This is a genomic window from Janthinobacterium sp. PC23-8 (assembly GCF_002250505.1).
Taxonomy (GTDB): domain Bacteria; phylum Pseudomonadota; class Gammaproteobacteria; order Burkholderiales; family Burkholderiaceae_D; genus Janthinobacterium.
The window spans coordinates 1639660-1659317 of sequence record NZ_NJGY01000001.1; the positions used below are offsets into that span (position 1 = coordinate 1639660).

A 19658-nucleotide genomic window follows, 5' to 3' on the forward strand; every position below is an offset into this window, starting at 1 on the left:
CTGAACCCGCACCATGTCCACACAAACGAATTTATTTGACGATGCCCAGAGCGAGCCTGTCGTTCCCGATGAACCGGTATTCGACGGCGAGGCGCTGACCCTGTCCACTTTTGCCGAGCGCGCCTATCTCGACTACGCCATCTCGGTGGTCAAGGGCCGCGCCCTGCCGGACGTCTGCGACGGCCAGAAGCCGGTGCAGCGCCGCATCCTGTATGCGATGAACGAGCTGGGACTCAGTTCCACCGCGAAGCCGCGCAAGTCGGCCGCCGTGGTCGGCGACGTGCTCGGCAAACTGCATCCGCACGGCGACCAGTCGGTGTACGACGCGCTGGTGCGCATGGCGCAGGACTTTTCGCTGCGCTATCCGCTGATCGACGGCCAGGGCAACTTCGGCTCGCGCGACGGCGACGGCGCGGCGGCCATGCGCTACACGGAAGCGCGCCTGACGCCGATCGCCAAGCTCTTGATGGAGGAAATCGGCATGGGCACGGTGGACTTCCAGCCCAACTACGACGGTTCGACGGAAGAACCTAAACTGCTGCCGGCACGCCTGCCGATGGTGCTGCTCAATGGCGCTTCCGGTATCGCCGTCGGCCTGGCCACCGAGATCCCGTCGCACAACCTGGCGGAAGTGGCGAAAGCGGCGGTGGCCCTGATCCGCGACCCGAAGATGACGCACGCCGAGCTGATGGCCATTATTCCCGGCCCCGACTTCCCCGGTGGCGGCCAGATCATCACCCCGCCATCGCAGGTCCAGGACATGTACGCGAGCGGGCGCGGCAGCATGAAGGTGCGCGCGCGCTGGAAGATCGAAGAACTGGCCCGCGGCCAGTGGCAGGCGGTGGTGACGGAACTGCCGCCCGGTACCTCGTCGCAAAAAGTGCTGGAAGAGATCGAAGAGCTGACCAACCCGAAAGTCAGGCTGGGCAAAAAAGCCTTGTCGCCGGAACAGGTGACCCTGAAAGCGCTGATCCTCAATTCGCTCGACACCATCCGCGATGAATCGGGCCGCGCCGCGCCGGTGCGCCTGGTGTTCGAGCCGAAATCGAAGAACCAGGACCAGGCAGAATTCATGCTGATGCTGCTGGCCCATACCTCGCTCGAATCGTCGACCTCGATCAACCTGGTGATGATAGGCGGCGACGGCCGTCCGCGCCAGAAAGGCCTGGGCGACATCCTGCGCGAATGGATCGCCTTCCGCTTCGAGACCGTCACGCGCCGCACCGGCTACAAGCTGGGCAAGGTGCGCGACCGCATCCATATCCTGGAAGGGCGCGAAGCGATCCTGCTCAATATCGACAAGGTGATCCATATCATCCGCAATTCGGACGAGCCGAAGGCGGCGCTGATCGAGGCGTTCAATCTGTCCGAGCGCCAGGCCGACGATATCCTGGAAATCCGTCTGCGCCAGCTGGCGCGCCTGGAAACGATCAAGATCCAGCAAGAGCTGGCCGAGCTGCGCAAGGAAGAAAAGTCCTTGCAGGACCTGCTCGACAACCCGGGATCGATGAAGCGCTCCATCATCCGTGAAATCGAAGCGGACGCCAAACAGTTCGGCGACGCGCGCCGCACGCTGATCGAGGAAGCGCAAAAAGCCGTGGCCGAACAGAAGGTGCTCGACGAGCCCGTCACCGTGATCATTTCCGAAAAAGGCTGGGTGCGCGCGCGCACCGGCATCGGCCACGACGCGGCCCAGTTCACCTTCAAGGCCGGCGACGCGCTGCACGGCGCTTTCGAGTGCCGCACGGTCGACACGCTCTTAGGCTTCGGCAACAATGGCAAAATCTATTCGGTGCCGGTGTCGGCGCTGCCCAACGCGCGCGGCGACGGCGTGCCGATCACCACCTTGTGCGACCTGAGCGGCGGCACGCCCGGCAACGCCGTGCGCATCCTGCACTACTTTGCGGGCAATGGCGCCACCAACCTGCTGCTGGCCACCAGCGCCGGCTACGGTTTTATCGCCAAGGCAGGCGACATGGCCAGCCGTTTGAAAGGCGGCAAGTCCTTCATTACCCTGGGTGATGGCGACCTGCCGCTGGCGCCAAGAGTCATTGCGCCAGCGGCCAGCGCACTGGCCTGCCTGACCGAAGGCACGCGTTTGCTGGTGTTCGGCCTCGATGAAATGAAGACCCTGACCAAGGGTGGCACCGGCGTCAAGCTGATCGAACTCGAAGGCAAGGACAAGCTGCTGGCCGTGCAGCCGATCACCCAGCGCGGCGTGGTGGTGTCGGGCATCGGCCGCGGCGCCAAGCCGCAGGATGTGTCGCTCGGCGCGACCGCCCTGACCGAACATTTCGGCAAGCGTTCAAGGAAGGGCAAGGCGCTGGCGTCGAAACTCAAACCGATCAAGATGGCCGCGATCGGGTAAGCCGGTCCATGCAAATAATTTTGCATATTGCTGCCGGTTCTCCGTTATCCCTGCAAGGCATGCATGGTCATGCCTGCGGATCAACAGGAGAACGGACATGGCCCACGCACCATCAAGCACCTTCCCATGCAGCGCCTGACGCCGGCCGAACGGCGGGTCGCCAGCATGGCGGCCGAAGGGCTGCCGTATAAAATCATCGCCAGGAACCTCGGCAAGTCGCCCGCCACCGTGCGCAACCAGCTGCATGCCGTGTATCAAAAACTCGGCGTGGCGAACCGCACGGCGCTGGCCTACAAGTTGCGCGCGCCGCCGCCGTGACGGCGCACCAGCTTCAATATGGCCGGCGTGGCCTCGACGATTTCCAGCTCCATGTCAGCTCCCCATGCGTAGCGCCCGCCGCCCAGCGCACGCAAGGTCGCGGCCGGCGCGGCGCGGGGGCGGTCGTCGGGGCCGGGCAGCAACGAGGTGACAGCCGGCTCGCCATCATCGTGGGTGGCAAAGCGCAGCACCTCCCGGCCCTTGCGGCTGGGCGGGAAAGGAAACGCGTCCGTCGGCCGGTAGACTTCGACGCCGGCTTCGTCCTCCTCAAAAGAATGGGTCCAGCTGCCGCCGGGCAGTGCCCTGTTCGTGTCCGTCATGCCACGCCTCCTTCAAAAGCACGATACCACGCCGCCCAGCTCCTCGAAGCCGTCGACGCCAGGCTGCCAGGCGCCGCCGTCCCAGGCCTTGTGGAACAGCGCGCCATTGGTACCAAGCACAAAAACGTCGAGGCGGTCCGGGCCCCAACTAACTACGCGCGGACGCGAGGTGCAAAGGCCGCCCAGGCGCTCGTAGCCGTCCGCCGAAGGCAGCCATGCCGCGCCATTCCAGGCCTTGTGGTACAGCGCGCTGTCGGTGCCGATGACGAACACGTCGAGCCGGTTTGCCGCCCACGCCACGGCTTCCACTTCGCCCACGCACACGCCCCCCAGGCGCTCGAAGCCGTCCGCCGAAGGCAGCCATGCCGCGCCATCCCAGGCCTTGTGATACAGCGCGCCATCGGCGCCGGTGACGAACACGTCGAGGCGGTCCGGCCCCCAGCTGACCGCACGCGGCGACGACAGGCACACGCCGCCCAGCCGTTCATAACCGGTGAGCGATGGTCCCCAGGCCGCGCCATCCCACCACTTGTGGTACAGCGCATGGTCGGCGCCGATGACGAAAACATCGAGCCGATTCTCGCCCCAGGACACCACCTCCGGCTGGCCCAGGCAGACGCCGCCCATCGCCTCGTAGCCCGTCAGGGAGGGCCCCCAGGCCGTGCCGTTCCACCACTTGTGATACAAGGCGCGATCGGTGCCGACCACAAACACGTCGAGACGATTCGGGCCCCAGCTGACGGCGCGCGGGTCACCGACGCACAAGCCGCCGAGCGACTCGAAACCGTCCACCGACGGCCCCCAGGCCGAGCCATTCCACCATTTGTGATACAGGGCGCTGTCGTTACCGGTGACGAAAATATCGAGCCGCTCCGGCCCCCAGGCCACCGCTTGTGGCGCGCTCAGGCAGATGCCGCCCTGCGCCTCGTAGCCGGTGACGGAGGGCTGCCAGGCCGCGCCGTCCCAGGCCTTGTGATACAGCGCGTGGTCGGTGCCGATGACAAAGATATCGAGCCGATTGGCGCCCCAGGCCACGACGGGCGAAGAACTGTTGTGCGGCGCCAGCGTGCCAGCACCGCCACCGCTGCCGATGGCCGCGCGCGGGCCATCGAGGCAAGCCTGCATGCGCGTCACCTGGCCGGCCGTAAACATGAACATGGCCGGGTCGTCAACGTAATCCATGTAGTTCATGAACATGTCGCCGTGCGGGCCGTTATTGCATGACAGTTGAGGAAACGGCGGCTGACCCGTGTTCGGCCCGCCCTGGTTGGGCGTGTCGTCGACATTGTCGGTGCCGGTGCAGCCGGTGCCGTCGTCGCCCCAGATATGGTTCAGGTTCAGCCAGTGCCCCACTTCATGCGTGGCCGTGCGGCCCAGGTGGAACGGCGGCGCGGCCGTGCCGGTGGTGCCGAAAGCCGATTGCAGGATCACCACGCCATCGGTCTCGTCAGGGCCGCCCGGGAACTGCGCATAGCCCAGCAGGCCGCCACCGAGCTGACAGACCCATATATTGAGCCAGGATGCGGCCGGCCAGGCGTCCAGGCCGCCCGAAGCCTGCGACTTGACGGCGTCGTCGGCGCCAAAGGAAGCCACGCTGGTCTGGCGCCGCTCGATGCCGGTGGTGGCGGCGCCATGCGGGTCAAGCGTGGCCAGCGCAAATTCCACGCGCGCGTCGGCCGTGAAGGGCAGGAAGGGCGCCGGCGTGGTCTCGACATCGGGGTTGGCGCGGCGAAAATCGCGGTTCAGCACGGTGATCTGGCTGGCGATCTGTTCATCGGAGATATTCTGCGCGGGCGTATTCCACACCACATGCACCACCACCGGAATGCGCGTCACGCCCGCGCGCCCGGCCATGCCGCGCCCTTCCTGGTACAGCAAGGTCATGTTTTCGATATCGTCGCGCGCATGCGCATAGGACGGATCGTCGCTGAGCAGGCGACGGTGCACGTCCATGGTGGCGCAGCGGCGCACTGGCGGCGTGTTGGTGGGGTTCGAGGTCGCCATGATGTCTCCCTTTCAGTCTGTCAGGAAAAACACTATGGCATGGCAAAAACGGGAGGAATTGACGCGGATCAAGCCCGGCAAGCGGGCCGGCGAAAAACGTCCAGACGAAAAAAGACAGCCGAAGCTGTCTTTCTGCCTTTTATAGTCCGCAGGACTGGCCTGCGGACGGATGGGGCTGATTACTTGGCTGCGGCTGCCTTGACGTCAGCGTCGGCCTTGGCTTTGGCTTCCACGGTTTTGGTGGCGGCAACGGCTTTGTCGGCGTTGGCTTCCACTTTTTCCTTGGCCAGTTTTTCGTCGGCTTTTACAGCGGTTTTGTGGGCCTTGGCATCGGCTTTGGCATCCTTCTTGTCAGCCTTGGCTTGCGCTTTCATCTTGTCTTGCGCATCAGCGTCGACGACGCTGTCGTGTGCCTTGGCTTTGGTCTTGGCGGCCTTGTTATGGGCGTCAGCTTTCTTTTCGTCGGCTTTCATCTGTGCCTTGGCGACATCTTCGTTGGCGTTGGCGACGACTTTGGCTTCCTTGGTGGCGGCCTTGTTGACGTCTTTTTGAGCCGACGCCTGGGCTTCGGCAACTGGGGTGGTTTGAGCGATGGCTGCGGTAGCAAATACGGTAGCGATCAGGGCGGCGAGTAATTTGTTCATGATGTGTGACCTTTCAATATGGTTTAAATTCTTTTAATAAAGGCGGGCAAAATGTTCAAAATTTGCCAGCACTGCCGAGGTTTTTGCAAACAACGCAGTGGCATGACTTCATAGTAGAGAACAATCAAAAACCACACAGTGCGCTAGCGCACTCAAGAGAGAAAACACTGCAAACAAGCAATTGCCCCTCTCAGGACGACACCGCCCGCGCCGCATGGCGGGCCGCCACCCATTCCTCGTTCGCCGGTTCCACGCCAACCACGATGCGGCTGTGCGGCGCCGAGATCACGCTGGCGTTGCGGGCATTGGCCTCGCCATCGAGCGCGGGGCCGACAAATGTCAACGCATCGCAGATGCGCTGGCGCAGCACCGCGCTGTGTTCGCCGATACCGGCCGTAAACACCAGCATGTCCAGCCCTCCCAGCACCGCCGTCAGCGCGCCGATCTCGCGCACGATGCGGCGCACGTACAGCGCCAGCGCCGCGCGGATGCGCTCGCCGGTCTCGTCCATGCGGCCTTCCTGGGCCAGCAGCACCGGCGGGTCGGCCGACACGCCCGACACCCCCAGCAAGCCCGACTCGTGGTACAGCACATGGGCCACTTTTTCCAGCGACAGCTTTTCGATTTCCATCAGGTAGATCACGGCGCCCGGATCGAGCGCGCCGCAGCGCGTGCCCATCATCAGGCCGTCGAGCGCGGAAAAACCCATGGTGGTGCCGACGCTTGCCAGGTTCTCCATGGCGCACAGGCTGGCGCCGCTGCCCAGATGCGCGACGATCACCTTGCCGCGCGCGGCAGCGCCAAAGCGCTGTTCCAGCACCAGCGACTGGTATTCATACGACAGGCCGTGGAAGCCGTAGCGGCGCAGGCCGCGCTGCCACGCAGCGTAGGGCAGCGCCAGCATCTGCTCGACCTGCGGCACCGTGTGATGGAAGGCCGTGTCGAAACACGCCACCTGCGCGATATCGGGACGCGATTCCAGCAGCACTTCGATCGCCTCCAGCGCGAACGGCTGGTGCAAGGGCGCCAGCGGCACATAGGTCTTCAGGTCGGCCAGCACGGCCGCGTCGATCAGCACGGGCGCAAAATACTTGCTGCCGCCATGGACCACGCGGTGCGCCACCGCATGCAGGCGCCGTCCCGCCAGCTGTTCGACGACCTTTTCGCGGATATGCGCCAGCGACTCGTGGTGCGCCTGGGCTTGATCGAACACCAGCGTTTCGGCAGGCAGGCCGCCGGCGCGATAGCTTGTTTTTTCGCGGCCGATGCCTTCGACCTTGCCGCTCCATTCGCTCTGCTGCGCCACCGCGCCATTGTTCGCCGCGAACAGCGCGAACTTGATGCTCGACGAGCCGCAATTGAGCACCAGGATCAGCGCATCTTCTTGATGGAAAGTTTCGCTCATGGCGGCGTGCTCCGGTAGTGGCTGGCCAGCATCACGGCCAGCGCGCACGAAGCGATGCGACTGGCGCGCGAGTCGGCGCGGCTGGTGAGGATGATGGGAATTTTTGCGCCCAGCACGATGCCGGCCGTATCGGCGTCGCCCATGTATTCAAGCTGCTTGGCCAGCATATTGCCGCTTTCGAGGTCCGGCACCAGCAGGATATCAGCGCGCCCCGCCACGTCCGAGACGATGCCCTTGACGGTGGCCGCCGCGATCGAGACGGCGTTATCGAACGCCAGCGGGCCGTCGAGAATGGCGCCGGTGATCTGGCCACGGTCGGCCATCTTGCACAGGGCGGCGGCGTCCACCGTGGCCGGCATGGCCGGGTTGACGGTTTCCACGGCAGCGAGGATCGCCACGCGCGGGCAGGCCACGCCGATCACGTGCGCCAGGTCGATCGCGTTGCGCACGATGTCGGCCTTGATTTCCAGCGTCGGCACGATATTGACGGCGGCGTCCGTGATGATGAAGGGACGCGGATAGGCGGGCGTCTGCATCAGAAAGCAGTGGCTCACGCGGCGCTTGGTGCGCAGGCCGGCGCTGGCCGCCAGCACGGCCGACATCAGTTCGTCCGTGTGCAGGCTGCCTTTCATCAATGCTTCCACTTCGCCCTTGCCGGCCAGCTCGGCGCCGCGCGCGGCCGCCGCATGGCTGTGTTCCACGTCCTCGATGGCGATGCCGGCCAGGCTCAGGCCTGCGGCGGCCGCCACCGCTTCGAGGCGCGCGCGCGGCGCCACCAGGATCGGCGTGATCAGGCCGGCCGCATGCGCGTCGAGCGCGCCGGCCAGGCTCAGTTCATCGCAGGGGTGCACCACCGCCACCTTGATCGGCCCCTTGCTGCGCGCCTGCTCGACCAGGCGGCGCGTGCCATCGCCATTGTGCAGCCGCACTTCGGGCAAGGTGGCGCGCGTGCGTTCGATCTGTTCGGCTGGCGCGATCACTTCGGCCACGCCATCGAGCACCATCTCGCCATGCTGGTTGACGCAGCGGCAGGCCAGCGTCACCTGGCGCGTGGCCGGCTCGCGCTGCGTCACCGTCACGCTGATATCGAGCGTGTCGCCGACCCTCACCGGCAGCAGGAAGCGCAGGGTCTGGCCCGTATAGACGGTGCCGGCGCCGGGCAGGCGCGTGCCCAGCACGGCCGAGATCAGCGACGCGCCCCACATGCCATGCGCAATCACGCCCTGGTAGCGCGACGCGGCGCCAAATTCGGCGTCCAGGTGCTGCGGATTGTCATCGCCCGACATCACGGCAAACAGCGCGATATCGTCGGCGCTCAGGGTGCGCAGGATGCTGGCGCTGTCGCCGATGGCGATCTGCCCGAAGGTGCGGTTGCGCACGATATTGAGTTCATCATGGGGATTCATCTGGGCCTTCATGCGGTAGTAGCGGATTGGGTTAGCGTCTTTCCGGACGCCGCGTTTTTTGTTTCGGTGCCTGGTTGCGCGGCGCGGCCGAACACTTCCAGCATCTGCGCAAGACTCGTCTTTTCGTCCGGCGTGGGCGCATCCAGCATCAGCACCACCTGCTCCAGGCCGTCCGCCATCGCGCGCACCGCATCGGGTTGCGCGCGCGCCAGCAGCACCGGCAGGGCCGCCATGCTGGCCTCGACATCATGCTGCATCAAGCGCGCCTGGCGGCGCACGATCACGCGGAAGTCATCCATGCGCAAGCCCTGATCGAACAGCGGCTGCAGCAGTTTCAGGGCCAGGTTGAAGCGGCGTTCGTCGGCAGCCGTGCGGAAACGATGAACGTGGAACAGCGCACGCACGCCGGCCTCCACCAGACCGCCCTGATATATATCGTCGTCCAGCTCCGCGCCATCATCGGCCAGGCTCGCTACGGCGCCGGGGTACGGGCGGGGAATGCTGCCGGCGCCCTGGCCCGCCAGCGCCTGCACCAGGCAATTGCCATAGACCATATCAAAGGTCTGCTCGGTGGCTGCGTCGCGCAGGTCGCGCCAGCTGTTCAGGCCCGCCATAATGGCGCTGGACCACGCTTGCTGCAGCGCCAGCAGCGGATTGTCGGGCGCCACCGGCGCGCGCCGGGCGCGTACCTTGTCCGCTTCCTTCGCCACCAGCCTGGCCAGCGGATTATGGTCGTTCCAGCGCTCGTAGGACACGCGCAGCGGATGCGTCAGTTCGAGCAGGCGCGCCGATTGCGGCGTCACCACGGCGCGCACCCACGGCTGCATGAAGGTGCGGTACAGCGCCAGATTGATTTCCGACACGCGCGCGGCGGCGGCGAACTTGCGCTCGTTTTCCACGCTGGGCTGCACGATGGCGCGCACATCGTCGATGGTACGCTGCTCGAGCGACAGCACGTAGTCGCCGCTGGCCAGCTCCAGGTCGGGCATATCCGCCATCTTGTCGGCGATTTTCGCTTCGTACAGACCCGCCGGCAGCAGGTCGATCAGGTCGATATTGCTGGCGAACTTCTGGTGCTCCTTGTGGCCCACCTTGCCGGAGACGAAAATACCCAGGTGGCCGATGCTGTCATGCACCGCATAGACGATGGTCTGGTCGTGCGCCTGCAGGTCGGCGTCGTCGCGGTACAAATCCGAGATCCAGCCCAGCGCCTGCGGCGGCGGCGTGATGTTGTCGCCGTTCGAGCAGAACACCACGATCGGCGAGCGGATATTGCGCAGGTCCAGGCGCACGCCATCGGCGGTGATCAATTGCGCGGTGGCCAGGCGGTTGCCGATAAACAGATTGTCGACGATGTACTGCATCTCGACGGCGTTCAGGAATACATGGCCGCCCCAGTATTTTTCAAATTCAAGGTAGCGCGGCGCTTCCGTGTCGATGTTTGCGTACAGGTTGTACTGCTTGCTCCAATGGGTATTGGCGGGGTTGAGCTTCTCGAAATTTTGCACCAGGTTGGCGCCGTCGAAACGGCCGTTGCCCAGGTCGCCGGCCAGCGCCGTGGCCCAGCTGCCGCCCATGGTGCCGCCCGAATAGCGCATCGGATTGCGGCCATGCCAGCCGGCCCAGTACGACACGGGCGCGCCGGCCACGATGATCGGGCCGAACAGGTCCGGGCGCATGGCGGCCGTCATCAGGATCTGCCAGCCGGCCTGGCAATTGCCGATCACGGTGGGCTTGCCTTCGCTGTGGGGGTGCAGCGCAATGACTTTTTCCAGGAACGCCACTTCCGCATGCATCACGTCTTCCACCGTCTGGCCCGGCACCGGGTTGGGCAAAAAGCCGATGAAATAGCAGGGGTGGCCGGCGCGCAGGGCCACGCCCACTTCGCTTTCGGCCTTGAAGCCGCCGATGCCGGGGCCGTGGCCGGCGCGCGGGTCGACCACCACGAAAGGGCGCTTCGATGGATGGGGTTCAGGCAGGTCGGGCGCCAGGATGCGCACCAGGCCATAGTTGACGGGGCGCGGCAGGTCCACGCCCGTCATCACGATTTCGGCCGGAAAATCGAGCACATTGGGCACGTCTTCTACCAGGTGTTCCTGGTACTGGTTGCCGCGCTGGCGCATCACGTCCGCGTACAGCACCATGCGCTGCCACGAATCGCGCGCGTAATCACCTGCAGCGCCCAGCATCCCCAGGGATGGTATGCCGCCAGTGGCGAAAAATGGTGCGGGTTGAATCTTCATGGCTGTCCTTTTCATGCAAATAAGCGCCGGACCATTCCGGCGCGGGGGCTACGCCATCTGGCTGATGGTCTTGCGAAAACGGGCAAGGGCAAAGGTGAACAGGGCCGCGCCGATCGCCAGCAGGGCCAGGAACGGCTTCCACACCACGTCGATGCCGGCGCCGCGGTAGAGGATGGCCTGGCTCAATTCGACAAAATGCGTGGTGGGCGCAATGAGCATGATATTTTGCACCAGCTCGGGCATGCTCTCGCGCGGCGTGCTGCCGCCCGAGAGCATCTGCAGCGGCAGCAGCACGAGGATCAGGAGCATGCCGAACTGCGGCATGCTGCGCGCCACGGTGGCGAGGAAAATGCCCATCGAGGTGGTGGCAAACAGGTGCAGGGCTGCGCCACACAGGAACAGCGCAATCGAGCCTTCGATCGGCACATGCAGCATGCCGCGCACCACCAGGTTCAGCGACAGGACGGCTGCCAGCAGCACCACCAGTCCCATCGACCAGACCTTGCTCAGCATGATTTCGGCCGGCGTCACGGGCATCACCAGCAAGTGCTCGATGGTGCCGTGCTCGCGCTCGCGGATCAGGGCCGCGCCCGTCAGGATGATCGACAGCATCGTCACCTGGTTGATGATTTCCATCAGCGAGCCAAACCAGGCCTGGCTCAGCGAGGGGTTGAAGCGTGCACGCATCACCAGCTCCACCGGCGAGGCCGTCGCGCCCCGATAGCGTTTGGCGAACTCGGACACTTCGCCGGCGACGATCTGCTGAATGTAGCCGCTGCCGCTGAAAGCCTGGCTCATGCGCGTGGCATCCACGTTCAACTGCAGTTCCGCCTGGCGCCCGCCCAGCACATCGGCCTGCAGCTTGGCCGGGATCGTCAGCACGAAAGTGTACTGGCCCGCATCGAGGCCGGTATCGACCTGGCTCTGGTTGATCATGGCCGGCGGCGTGAACTGAGGCGGGAAGAAGGCCGAGGCAATGCGCCCGGACAGGGGCGAGCCATCCTCGTCGACGATGGCGATCGCGGCCATATGCAGGGTTTCCGGCTTGGCCGTGGCGGCCACGTAGATGGCCAGGGTAAACGTGTAGAGGATCAGGACCAGCATCATGGGGTCGCGGATCAGACTCCAGATTTCCTTCACGCCCAGGCGGTAGATGTTGGCAAGGTGGCGCATGGGATCAGCTCTCCTGCTTTTTCAGCAGCGCCACCGTCACGCCGAGGATCGCCGGAATGGCCACGAGCAGGGGCCAGAACGAGGCCTGCAGGTCGCCGAACCCCAGCGCCTTGTTGAACACGCCGCGGCTGATATTGAGCATGTGCGTGGCCGGGTACATCAGGCCGATGGCCTTGCCCACGCCTTCCATCGACGAGACGGGATTGAGCAGGCCGGAAAACTGGATGGCCGGGATCATGGTGCCGATCATGGTCACGAACAGGGCGGCGATCTGGCTGCGCGTAAAGGTCGAGGCGAACAGGCCGATGCCGGTGGCGCAGATATTGAAGATGAAGGTGGCGCAGATCAGGGCCGGCAAGCCGCCCTTGACCGGCACGCCGAAGGCGGTGACCGCCAGCGCGGCCATCAGGCCGAAGTTGAACATGGCCAGCACCACGTACGGCACCTGCTTGCCGAGCAGGAATTCAAGGCGGGTGACGGGCGTCACATACAGGTTGATGATGGAACCGAGTTCCTTTTCGCGCACCACGGACAACGCCGCCAGCATGGCCGGCAGCATCAGCAGCAGCAAGGGAATCACGGCCGGGATCATGGCCGGCAAGCTTTTCACGTCCGGGTTGTAGCGGTAGCGCGTCTCGATGGCGACCGGGTTGTTCACCTTGATGCCATAGCGGTGCAGGGCCTGGTCGGCCAGCCATAGCTGGTGCATGCCTTGCACATAGCCCTGCACGGTTTCGGCGCGCATCGGCATGGCGCCGTCGATCCAGGCGCCCACCTGGGCCGGCGCGCCGCGCTGCACATCGCGCGCGAAGCCGGGCGGGATCTCGATCGCCAGCGACAGTTCGCCGCTGCGCATGCGCCGGTCGATATCGGCATAGTCGCGCAGTGCCGGTCGCTCGATGAAGTAGCGCGAGCCGGCCAGGTTGTTCGCGTAATTCTGGCTCAGGGTGGTCTGGTCATGGTCGAGCACGGCGTACGTCAGGTCTTCCACGTCCAGGCTGATACCGAAACCGATAACGAACAGCAGCAGCACCGAGCCGCCCAACGCCAGGGTCAGGCGCACGGGGTCGCGGCGCAGTTCCAGGGTTTCGCGCCACATGTAGCTGAGCATGCGACCCAGGCTGAAACGGCTGCGCCGCTGTTTCCGCGCCGTCGCTGCGTCCGGGGGTTCGGCCGCATTCTGCCCACTTTGCGCCTCGGCGGGCGTGGCGCCGCCCGCCTCCTCCAGGTAGGAAATGAAGGCTTGCTCCAGGGTGGTGCTGCCGCGTTTTTTCACCAGTTCGGCCGGCGCATCGCTGACCAGCACTTTACCCGCATGCATCAGCGAGATGCGGTCGCAACGCTCGGCCTCGTTCATGAAGTGGGTCGAGATAAATATGGTGACGTGGTCGCGCCGCGCCAGCTCGATCATCAGGCGCCAGAAATTGTCGCGCGCGATCGGGTCGACGCCGGAAGTGGGCTCGTCGAGGATCAGCATTTCCGGCTTGTGCACCATCGCCACAGCCAGCGACAGGCGCTGGCGGATGCCCAGCGGCAGACTGTCGGGCAAGTCGTCCATCACCTCGCGCAAGTCGAAGCGCTGCGCCATCTCGTCGATCCTGGCCGGTATCGCGCTTTCCGGCACGTGGAACAGGCGCGCGTGCAGCACCAGGTTCTGGCGCACCGTCAGTTCGCTGTACAGCGAAAACGCCTGCGACATGTAGCCAACCCTGCGGCGCGTGTCAATGTCGCTGGAATCGACCTGCTTGCCAAACAGCCAGGCCTTGCCTTCGGTGGCCGGCAGCAGGCCAGTGAGCATTTTCATGGTGGTTGACTTGCCGCAGCCGTTCGAGCCGAGGAAACCGAAAATCTCGCCGCGGCCGATGCGGAAATTCACATGGTCGACGGCCGTGAAGTCGCCAAAGCGCATGGTCAGGTCTTGCGCCTCGATGGCGACATCGTGCGCGCTGGCCGCGTCCAGCGGCGTGATCACCACCGGCCGGTGAGCGGCGCGCTTGGCTTCGGGCAGCAGTTTGATGAAGGCCGCTTCCAGGCTGCCGCTGCCCGTGCGCGCCAGCAGTTCGGCCGGCGTGCCCGTGCCTCGCACCTTGCCGTCGTCCATGGCAACGAGCCAATCGAAGCGCTCGGCCTCGTCCATGTAGGCGGTGGCCACCAGCACGCTCATGTGCGGGCGCTGTACGCGGATGCCGGCGATCAGGTCCCAGAACTGGGCCCGCGCCAGCGGATCGACGCCGGTGGTCGGTTCATCGAGAATGAGCAGGTCGGGATCGTGGATCAGGGCACAACACAGGCCCAGTTTCTGCTTCATGCCGCCCGACAGCTTGCCGGCCGGCCGCGCCAGGAAGGCGTGCAATCCCGTGCTCAGGGTCAGCTGGTCGATGCGGCGCCGACGCTCGGCTGCGTCGTGGCCGAACAGACGCGCGAAAAACTGCAGGTTTTCCTCGACCGACAAGGTCGGATACAGATTCTTGCCCAGGCCTTGCGGCATGTAGGCGATGCGCGGACAGACCTCGTCGCGGTGGCGCGCATCGCGCATGTCGCCACCGAGCGCCATGACGCTGCCCTGCTGCACGGCGCGGGCGCCAGCGACCAGCGACAGCAGGCTCGATTTGCCCACGCCATCGGGCCCGATCAGGCCCACCATGCAGCCTGCCGGCACGTCCAGGTCAATCGCATCGAGCGCGAGCGTCTTGCCATAATGCTGGCTGACGCCCTGCATGCTGACGACAAGGGACGTGGCGGCAACACTCACTGCGGAACCTTCGCCGTCAGTTCAGCAGGCCATGCCTGCCGCGCATCGAGACGCACCCAGGCCACGCCCGGCAAGCCCACCTTGACCACGGCGAGGTGTTTTTGCAGCAGCTCGCGGCTGATCTGAGCCTTCACGCGGAACATCAGTTTCTGGCGTTCGCTGGCCGTTTCCACTGTTTTCGGCGTGAACTGCGCGCTGGACGCGACAAAAGAGATGGTTGCAGGAATCACGTAAGCGGGCGCAGCGTCGAGGATGATGCGCACTTCGCCGCCCAGGGCGACCTTGCCGGCAGCCGTTTCGGGCAGGAAGAAGGTCATGTAGACGTCCGACAGATCGACCAGGTTGAGCACCTTGCCGCCGCCTGCCAGCACTTCACCCTGCTGCGCCACCAGGTATTGCACGCGGCCGTCGCGCGGCGCGGCCAGCTGGCCATCGGCCAGGTCCGAATCGATGCGCGCCGTGGTTGCCTCGGCGGCAACCACGGCCGAACGCGAGCCGACCACCTGCGCCCTGGCCGCGTCGATGGCCGCCTGCGCCGCCGTCACTTGCGCCCTGGCCGCATTCAGCGCGGCGGCCACGCTGCGGGCGCGGGCGCGGTCGTCGTCGAGTTCCTGCTCCGAGGACGCGCCCTCTTTCGACAGGGTTTCGGAGCGGGCCAGGCGGCGCTTCGCCGCATCGAGTTCGCTTTCGCGCTGCGCCACCAGAGCCAGCGCCGCCGCCTTGTCGCTTTCACGCACGGCCACCTGCGCCTGCGCTCCCACCACCGCATCGGAGGCCTGCTGCTGGCGCGCGCGCGCCTCGTCGCGCTGGGCCGTCAGGGAATCGACCTGCATGGCGGCCAGCGGCTGGCCGGCCTTGACGAAGTCGCCCTCGCGCACGGAGATTTCCTTGAGCCGGCCGGCCAGCTTGGTGGCCACGTCGATCTCGGTCGCTTCGATACGGCCATTGCCGCTGACGAACCCTTCACCGGGACCGGCAGGACGCATTTTTTGCCAGGCCATATAGCCCAGCGCGACAACGACCACGACCACGAGCAGCATGGCGGGAACGAGTTTTTTCATCAGTTGTGGCTTCATGGTGTCGGCAATGGCAATGAATGCGTGAAAATCAATCAGCGAACGTGGCGGCGGGCGCGCCGCCGCCCAGGGCGGCGTACAGGCTGACCTGGCTGGACAGCAACGCGCGGCGCGTCTGCACCAGTTGCTGCTCCACCGTCAGCAGGTCGCGCTGCGCGTCGAGCACTTCCAGATAGGGCGCGGCGCCGTTGTCATAGCGCAGTTTGGCCAGCCGCGCGCGTTCGCTCTGCGCGGCCAGGGTAGTCTTGCCGATCTCGACCTGCAGCGCCAGCGACCGCCGGTTCGACAGCGCATCGGCCACTTCGCGGAAGGCGCCCTGCACGCTCTTTTCATAATTGGCCACGGCCAGGTCGCGGCGCACTTCGGCCAGGTCCATATTGGCGCGCAGGCGGCCGGCGTCAAAGAGCGGCAGCACCAGGCGCGGCGCAAAATTCCATGCACCGCTGCCCGCATCGAACAGGCCGCTCAATTGCGTGCTGGCCGTGCCATAGGCGGCCGTCAGTGAAATGGCCGGGAAGAAGGCGGCGCGCGCGGCGCCGATATTGGCCTGTGCGGCGCGCAGCTGGTGTTCGGCCGCCGCCAGGTCGGGCCGCTGCGCCAGCAAGGCTGATGGCAAGCCCGCATGCAGCGGCTGCAGCACGCTGGCGTCGTCGAAACGGCGCGTGTCTGGTGCCAGGTCGACGGGGCCGCCCACCAGCTGGGCCAGCGCGTGCGCCTGCACGGCGCGCGCCTGTTCCAGCTGGGCCGACAGGGACAGTGCCTGGCTGAGCAGGGTTTCCACTTGCGTCAGGTCCAGCTTGGAAATCGCTCCCACTTCAAAGCGGCGCGTAAAGATGCGCAGCGATTCGGCGCGGCTGTCGACGGTGGCGCGCGCCAGCGCCACCCGCTCGTCAAGTTCGCGCAAGGCCAGGTAGCCATTGGCCACTTGCGCCACCAGGGCCACGCCGACGGCACGGCGCGCCGCGTCGCTGGCCAGCAGGGTTTGCAGCGCGCTGTCCTTCAGGCTGCGCACCCGGCCCCAGAAATCGAGTTCCCAGGCGCTCACGTTCAAGCCGAGCTGGTATTGCGCGCTCGTCATCGGGCGGCCCGTCAGGCTCAGGTCGCCGGGCACGCGCGTGCGGCTGCCGGACGCGCCCAGGGCCACAGCAGGAAATTGTTCCGCGCGCGCGATACCATACGCCGCGCGCGCCTCTTCCACGCGCAAGGCAGCGATGCGGATATCGCGGTTGCTGGCCAGCGCCTGCGTCAGCATGGCCTGCAGGCGCGCATCGGCAAAGTAGGCTTGCCAGGCGATCGCAGGTGCGGACGCGCCGGCCGGATCGTTTTCAGGATACTGCGCCGCCACCGGCAGCGGCGGTGGCGCGTATGGCGGCGCCATCGAGGCGCAGCCGGCCAGCACCATGCCGGCGGCCAGCGCCGCCAGCATGGCACGCGGGAACGGGACGGGAACGGCCGTGGGCATCATCTTCCAGTCAGTTCAGGATGTTGTAGCCGCAGTCGACGTACAGGGTGCCGCCCGTGATGGCGCGCGCACCGTCGCCGGCCAGAAATGCGCACAGGGCGCCGACGTCATCGATGCTGGCCAGGCGGCGCATCGGCGAGCGCGCTTCGGCGTCGGCCAGCAAGCGGTCGAAATGGGCGATGCCGGATGCGGCGCGGGTGGCCAGCGGCCCCGGCGAAATCGCATTGACACGGATGCCGGCCGGACCCAGTTCGGCCGCCAGGTAGCGCACCGACGCTTCCAGCGCCGCTTTCACGGGGCCCATCAGGCCATAGTCGGCGATCACGTCTTCGGCACCCAGGTAGGTCATGGCCATCAGGCTGCCGCCCTGCCCCATCAGCGGCTCGGCCAGTTTCGCCATGCGCATGAAGGAATGGCACGATATGTCCATCGCCTGCGCAAAGCCGGCGGCCGAACTGTCCGTCACGCGGCCGTGCAGGTCCTGTTGCGGGGCAAAGGCGATCGAGTGGACGACGAAGTCCAGGCCGCCCCATTGCTGTCTGATCTGCTCGAACACCGCTTCGAGCTGGCCCGGCACCGACACGTCGAGCGGCGCCGCAATGGCAGCACCGAGCTGCTGCGCCAGCGGTTCCACATGCGGGCGCGCCTTGTCATTGAGCCAGGTCAGCGCCAGTTGCGCGCCGGCCGCGCGCAGTGCGCTGGCACAGCCCCAGGCGATGCTCTGCTCATTGGCAATGCCGACCACCAGGCCGCGTTTGCCCTGCAAACCGAATAGTGCTTGTGTCATGTTCATGCTCGCTTTAGCTCATGTCTGTGGCTTTTCCGTATACGTGCCCATCTTGATACGGAGCCGACTATAACGGCTTTTGCGGCGATGCAACATTGATATGGATCAAATTTTACCGTAATGCCATATCAATACCATGACAGCCAGCCTATCGTGCGGCAGACTCATTCAGATCTTCCATGATCCATTGGACAATTCCGGGTTCAGGACGGTGATTCAGCATCCGCGCCACCAGCCTGCCATGTTCAAGCATGTCTTTTTTCCTGGCTGGTCAGCGTTGCGGTGGGCCGGCATACAGGTCGATAATGGTGCTGATGCCGTCCTGGCAGACCGAGCAGAAGGTCTGACTGCGGTCGAACATGATACACTGCATCTCGGGCCGGTAAAACCCCGTGGACTCGTAGTTGGCGCCCTCGAACGCGCCCACCGCATGGCGCTGCGGCGCGCTCGAGAACAGCTGTTCGGTGTGCGCCAGGTCGGCCTTGAACAGCGCGCTCATTTCGCTTTCCGGGCGGTTGGCCGCGCGCAGGGCGGCGCGCTGCTGCTGGTACTGGCGCGCGTGGCTGTCGTAGGCTTGCTTGGGCCAGGGCGTGGGCAAGGGCGTGCCTTCCTTCACATGGCTTTTCCATTTCAGTCTGGCCGGGTCGCGCAGCGCGGTGGCGTTCGGCTCCCACGGTTCCTGGCGTTCGCCATTCGATTGATACGCCACCGGCGAGGTGTAGTACTCGTCGGCCAGGCCGGCGAAATGGTGGCCGAATTCGTGCACGAACAGATAGTTGGCCCAGTCGTTATTGGCCGCCGCCGTGCTGAACTGGCCGAAGATGCCGCCACCGCCATAGGTGTCGTTGTTGACGAGGATTTCGATGAATTCATACGGCGCGTACTGCGTCAAGTCGCGCAGCGCGCGGTTGTCGGTGGTCAGCACGTAGCGCTCGCTGCCGAAAATATCGTAGCGCGTGCCCAGCGGCGACGCATGATGGACGCCCGTCGAGGGGCGCGACACGCCCGACTCCGGGGTCGGCGCGGCCATGGCCCACACGTTGAAGTCTTGCGCGCGCTCGCGAAACGGCGAGACGGTAAACAAATGGTCGGCCAGCTTGCGCGCCGTCGCCTCAAAACTGCCCATCTCGGCCGCCGTATAGCCGTCGCCCAGAATCAGCAGGTCGACCTTGTCTTTCGAGGCCCCGCTGACGCGAATGGCAATCGGCTTGACGGGCGCCGGCGGCTGCTGGCGGATCACGTCCGGCGCCTGCGGGTCGACATCGGCAGACCAGACGATGGAAAACAGGCCACGCTCGTCGCGTTTCAGGATGCGCACGCGCACCGGCTGCGCGGGCTGCGGGAAGCGCACCGATTCCTGGAAGGCGCGCGTGGTGGTTTTCGCTTCGTCGGTGCTGCTCCACTCGCCGAAGATGGTGGAAAAGCCGCGCGAGTACAGCACCTTGCCCGTCTTGATGTCGACCACTTCCACCATATTGACGCCACGGTTGCTGTCGTCGATGGTGCGTTCCATGCTGCCCGGCCAGGGCAAGGGTTCGACCAGCACCCGCTCGAGCGCGTAGTGCTCGCCCAGCGCATTGCCGCTGTGCTGGTAATCGAGGCGCATGGTGGCCGGCTGCGCGGCTTGAGCGGCAGGAAGGGCGCCGGCGACCAGCGCCAGTGCACAAAGGAAGGATCGAAGGGAAGCGAGCGGCATGGTA

General features: G+C 65.6%; 14 protein-coding genes. 2 read left to right on the plus strand and 12 right to left on the minus strand.

What is annotated here, in order from left to right:
* Window positions 1–13: 13 nt before the first annotated feature.
* On the plus strand, window positions 14–2368 hold the full coding sequence (parC, locus tag CD932_RS07075) for a DNA topoisomerase IV subunit A (RefSeq protein WP_094442015.1): 2355 nt from the start codon (window positions 14–16) through the stop codon (window positions 2366–2368).
* 69 nt (window positions 2369–2437) lie between these two features.
* On the plus strand, window positions 2438–2686 hold the full coding sequence (locus tag CD932_RS07080; RefSeq protein WP_176460906.1) for a helix-turn-helix transcriptional regulator: 249 nt from the start codon (window positions 2438–2440) through the stop codon (window positions 2684–2686).
* Here CD932_RS07080 and CD932_RS07085 read toward each other — a convergent pair.
* The 12 genes from CD932_RS07085 to CD932_RS07140 all read right to left on the minus strand — a co-directional run bounded on the left by CD932_RS07085 (window position 2659) and on the right by CD932_RS07140 (window position 19654).
* Window positions 2659–3006, minus strand: coding sequence for a hypothetical protein (locus CD932_RS07085; protein ID WP_094442017.1), 348 nt, complete (start codon window positions 3004–3006; stop codon window positions 2659–2661). The genes CD932_RS07080 and CD932_RS07085 overlap by 28 nt on opposite strands.
* Window positions 3007–3018: 12 nt before the next feature.
* The gene (locus CD932_RS07090; RefSeq protein ID WP_217907240.1) at window positions 3019–5010 is read right to left on the minus strand and encodes a M43 family zinc metalloprotease; all 1992 of its coding nucleotides are present in this window, start codon (window positions 5008–5010) and stop codon (window positions 3019–3021) included.
* A gap of 179 nt (window positions 5011–5189) precedes the next feature.
* Window positions 5190–5654 (minus strand): hypothetical protein, encoded by a 465-nt coding sequence (locus CD932_RS07095; RefSeq protein WP_094442018.1) that lies wholly within the window; start codon window positions 5652–5654, stop codon window positions 5190–5192.
* 190 nt (window positions 5655–5844) lie between these two features.
* The gene (locus CD932_RS07100; RefSeq protein ID WP_094442019.1) at window positions 5845–7059 is read right to left on the minus strand and encodes an acetate/propionate family kinase; all 1215 of its coding nucleotides are present in this window, start codon (window positions 7057–7059) and stop codon (window positions 5845–5847) included.
* Complete coding sequence (locus CD932_RS07105) at window positions 7056–8465, minus strand: bifunctional enoyl-CoA hydratase/phosphate acetyltransferase (protein WP_254926494.1); 1410 nt, start codon at window positions 8463–8465, stop codon at window positions 7056–7058. Before CD932_RS07105 ends, CD932_RS07100 begins: the two co-directional genes overlap by 4 nt.
* Before the next feature lie 8 nt (window positions 8466–8473).
* A complete protein-coding gene (locus CD932_RS07110; protein ID WP_254926603.1) occupies window positions 8474–10654 on the minus strand; it encodes a DUF3141 domain-containing protein in 2181 nt (726 codons plus the stop codon).
* Window positions 10655–10756: 102 nt separating this feature from the next.
* A complete protein-coding gene (locus tag CD932_RS07115) occupies window positions 10757–11881 on the minus strand; it encodes an ABC transporter permease (RefSeq protein ID WP_094442022.1) in 1125 nt (374 codons plus the stop codon).
* 4 nt (window positions 11882–11885) lie between these two features.
* A complete protein-coding gene (rbbA, locus tag CD932_RS07120) occupies window positions 11886–14600 on the minus strand; it encodes a ribosome-associated ATPase/putative transporter RbbA (protein ID WP_094442023.1) in 2715 nt (904 codons plus the stop codon).
* A 29-nt stretch (window positions 14601–14629) separates the two neighbouring features.
* Window positions 14630–15709, minus strand: coding sequence for an HlyD family secretion protein (locus tag CD932_RS07125; RefSeq protein WP_094442024.1), 1080 nt, complete (start codon window positions 15707–15709; stop codon window positions 14630–14632).
* A gap of 31 nt (window positions 15710–15740) precedes the next feature.
* Window positions 15741–17174 carry an efflux transporter outer membrane subunit gene (locus CD932_RS07130; RefSeq protein ID WP_094442025.1) on the minus strand — a complete coding sequence of 478 codons (1434 nt, stop codon included), beginning with the start codon at window positions 17172–17174 and terminating at the stop codon, window positions 15741–15743.
* A 7-nt stretch (window positions 17175–17181) separates the two neighbouring features.
* Entirely contained in the window at window positions 17182–17964 is a 783-nt protein-coding gene (fabI, locus tag CD932_RS07135; protein WP_094442026.1) for an enoyl-ACP reductase FabI, read from the minus strand.
* A 265-nt stretch (window positions 17965–18229) separates the two neighbouring features.
* A complete protein-coding gene (locus tag CD932_RS07140) occupies window positions 18230–19654 on the minus strand; it encodes an IgA Peptidase M64 (RefSeq protein WP_094442027.1) in 1425 nt (474 codons plus the stop codon).
* Between the last annotated feature and the right edge of the window lie 4 nt (window positions 19655–19658).

What these genes read in the sequence shown, in the direction of transcription:
- parC (WP_094442015.1), top strand. Translation starts at nt 14, where the DNA reads ATGTCCACACAAACGAATTTATTTGACGATGCCCAGAGCGAGCCTGTC.
- CD932_RS07080 (WP_176460906.1), top strand. Translation starts at nt 2,438, where the DNA reads ATGCCTGCGGATCAACAGGAGAACGGACATGGCCCACGCACCATCAAG.
- CD932_RS07085 (WP_094442017.1), bottom strand. Translation starts at nt 3,006, where the DNA reads ATGACGGACACGAACAGGGCACTGCCCGGCGGCAGCTGGACCCATTCT.
- CD932_RS07090 (WP_217907240.1), bottom strand. Translation starts at nt 5,010, where the DNA reads ATGGCGACCTCGAACCCCACCAACACGCCGCCAGTGCGCCGCTGCGCC.
- CD932_RS07095 (WP_094442018.1), bottom strand. Translation starts at nt 5,654, where the DNA reads ATGAACAAATTACTCGCCGCCCTGATCGCTACCGTATTTGCTACCGCA.
- CD932_RS07100 (WP_094442019.1), bottom strand. Translation starts at nt 7,059, where the DNA reads ATGAGCGAAACTTTCCATCAAGAAGATGCGCTGATCCTGGTGCTCAAT.
- CD932_RS07105 (WP_254926494.1), bottom strand. Translation starts at nt 8,465, where the DNA reads ATGAATCCCCATGATGAACTCAATATCGTGCGCAACCGCACCTTCGGG.
- CD932_RS07110 (WP_254926603.1), bottom strand. Translation starts at nt 10,654, where the DNA reads ATGCTGGGCGCTGCAGGTGATTACGCGCGCGATTCGTGGCAGCGCATG.
- CD932_RS07115 (WP_094442022.1), bottom strand. Translation starts at nt 11,881, where the DNA reads ATGCGCCACCTTGCCAACATCTACCGCCTGGGCGTGAAGGAAATCTGG.
- rbbA (WP_094442023.1), bottom strand. Translation starts at nt 14,600, where the DNA reads ATGCAGGGCGTCAGCCAGCATTATGGCAAGACGCTCGCGCTCGATGCG.
- CD932_RS07125 (WP_094442024.1), bottom strand. Translation starts at nt 15,709, where the DNA reads ATGAAGCCACAACTGATGAAAAAACTCGTTCCCGCCATGCTGCTCGTG.
- CD932_RS07130 (WP_094442025.1), bottom strand. Translation starts at nt 17,174, where the DNA reads ATGATGCCCACGGCCGTTCCCGTCCCGTTCCCGCGTGCCATGCTGGCG.
- fabI (WP_094442026.1), bottom strand. Translation starts at nt 17,964, where the DNA reads ATGAACATGACACAAGCACTATTCGGTTTGCAGGGCAAACGCGGCCTG.
- CD932_RS07140 (WP_094442027.1), bottom strand. Translation starts at nt 19,654, where the DNA reads ATGCCGCTCGCTTCCCTTCGATCCTTCCTTTGTGCACTGGCGCTGGTC.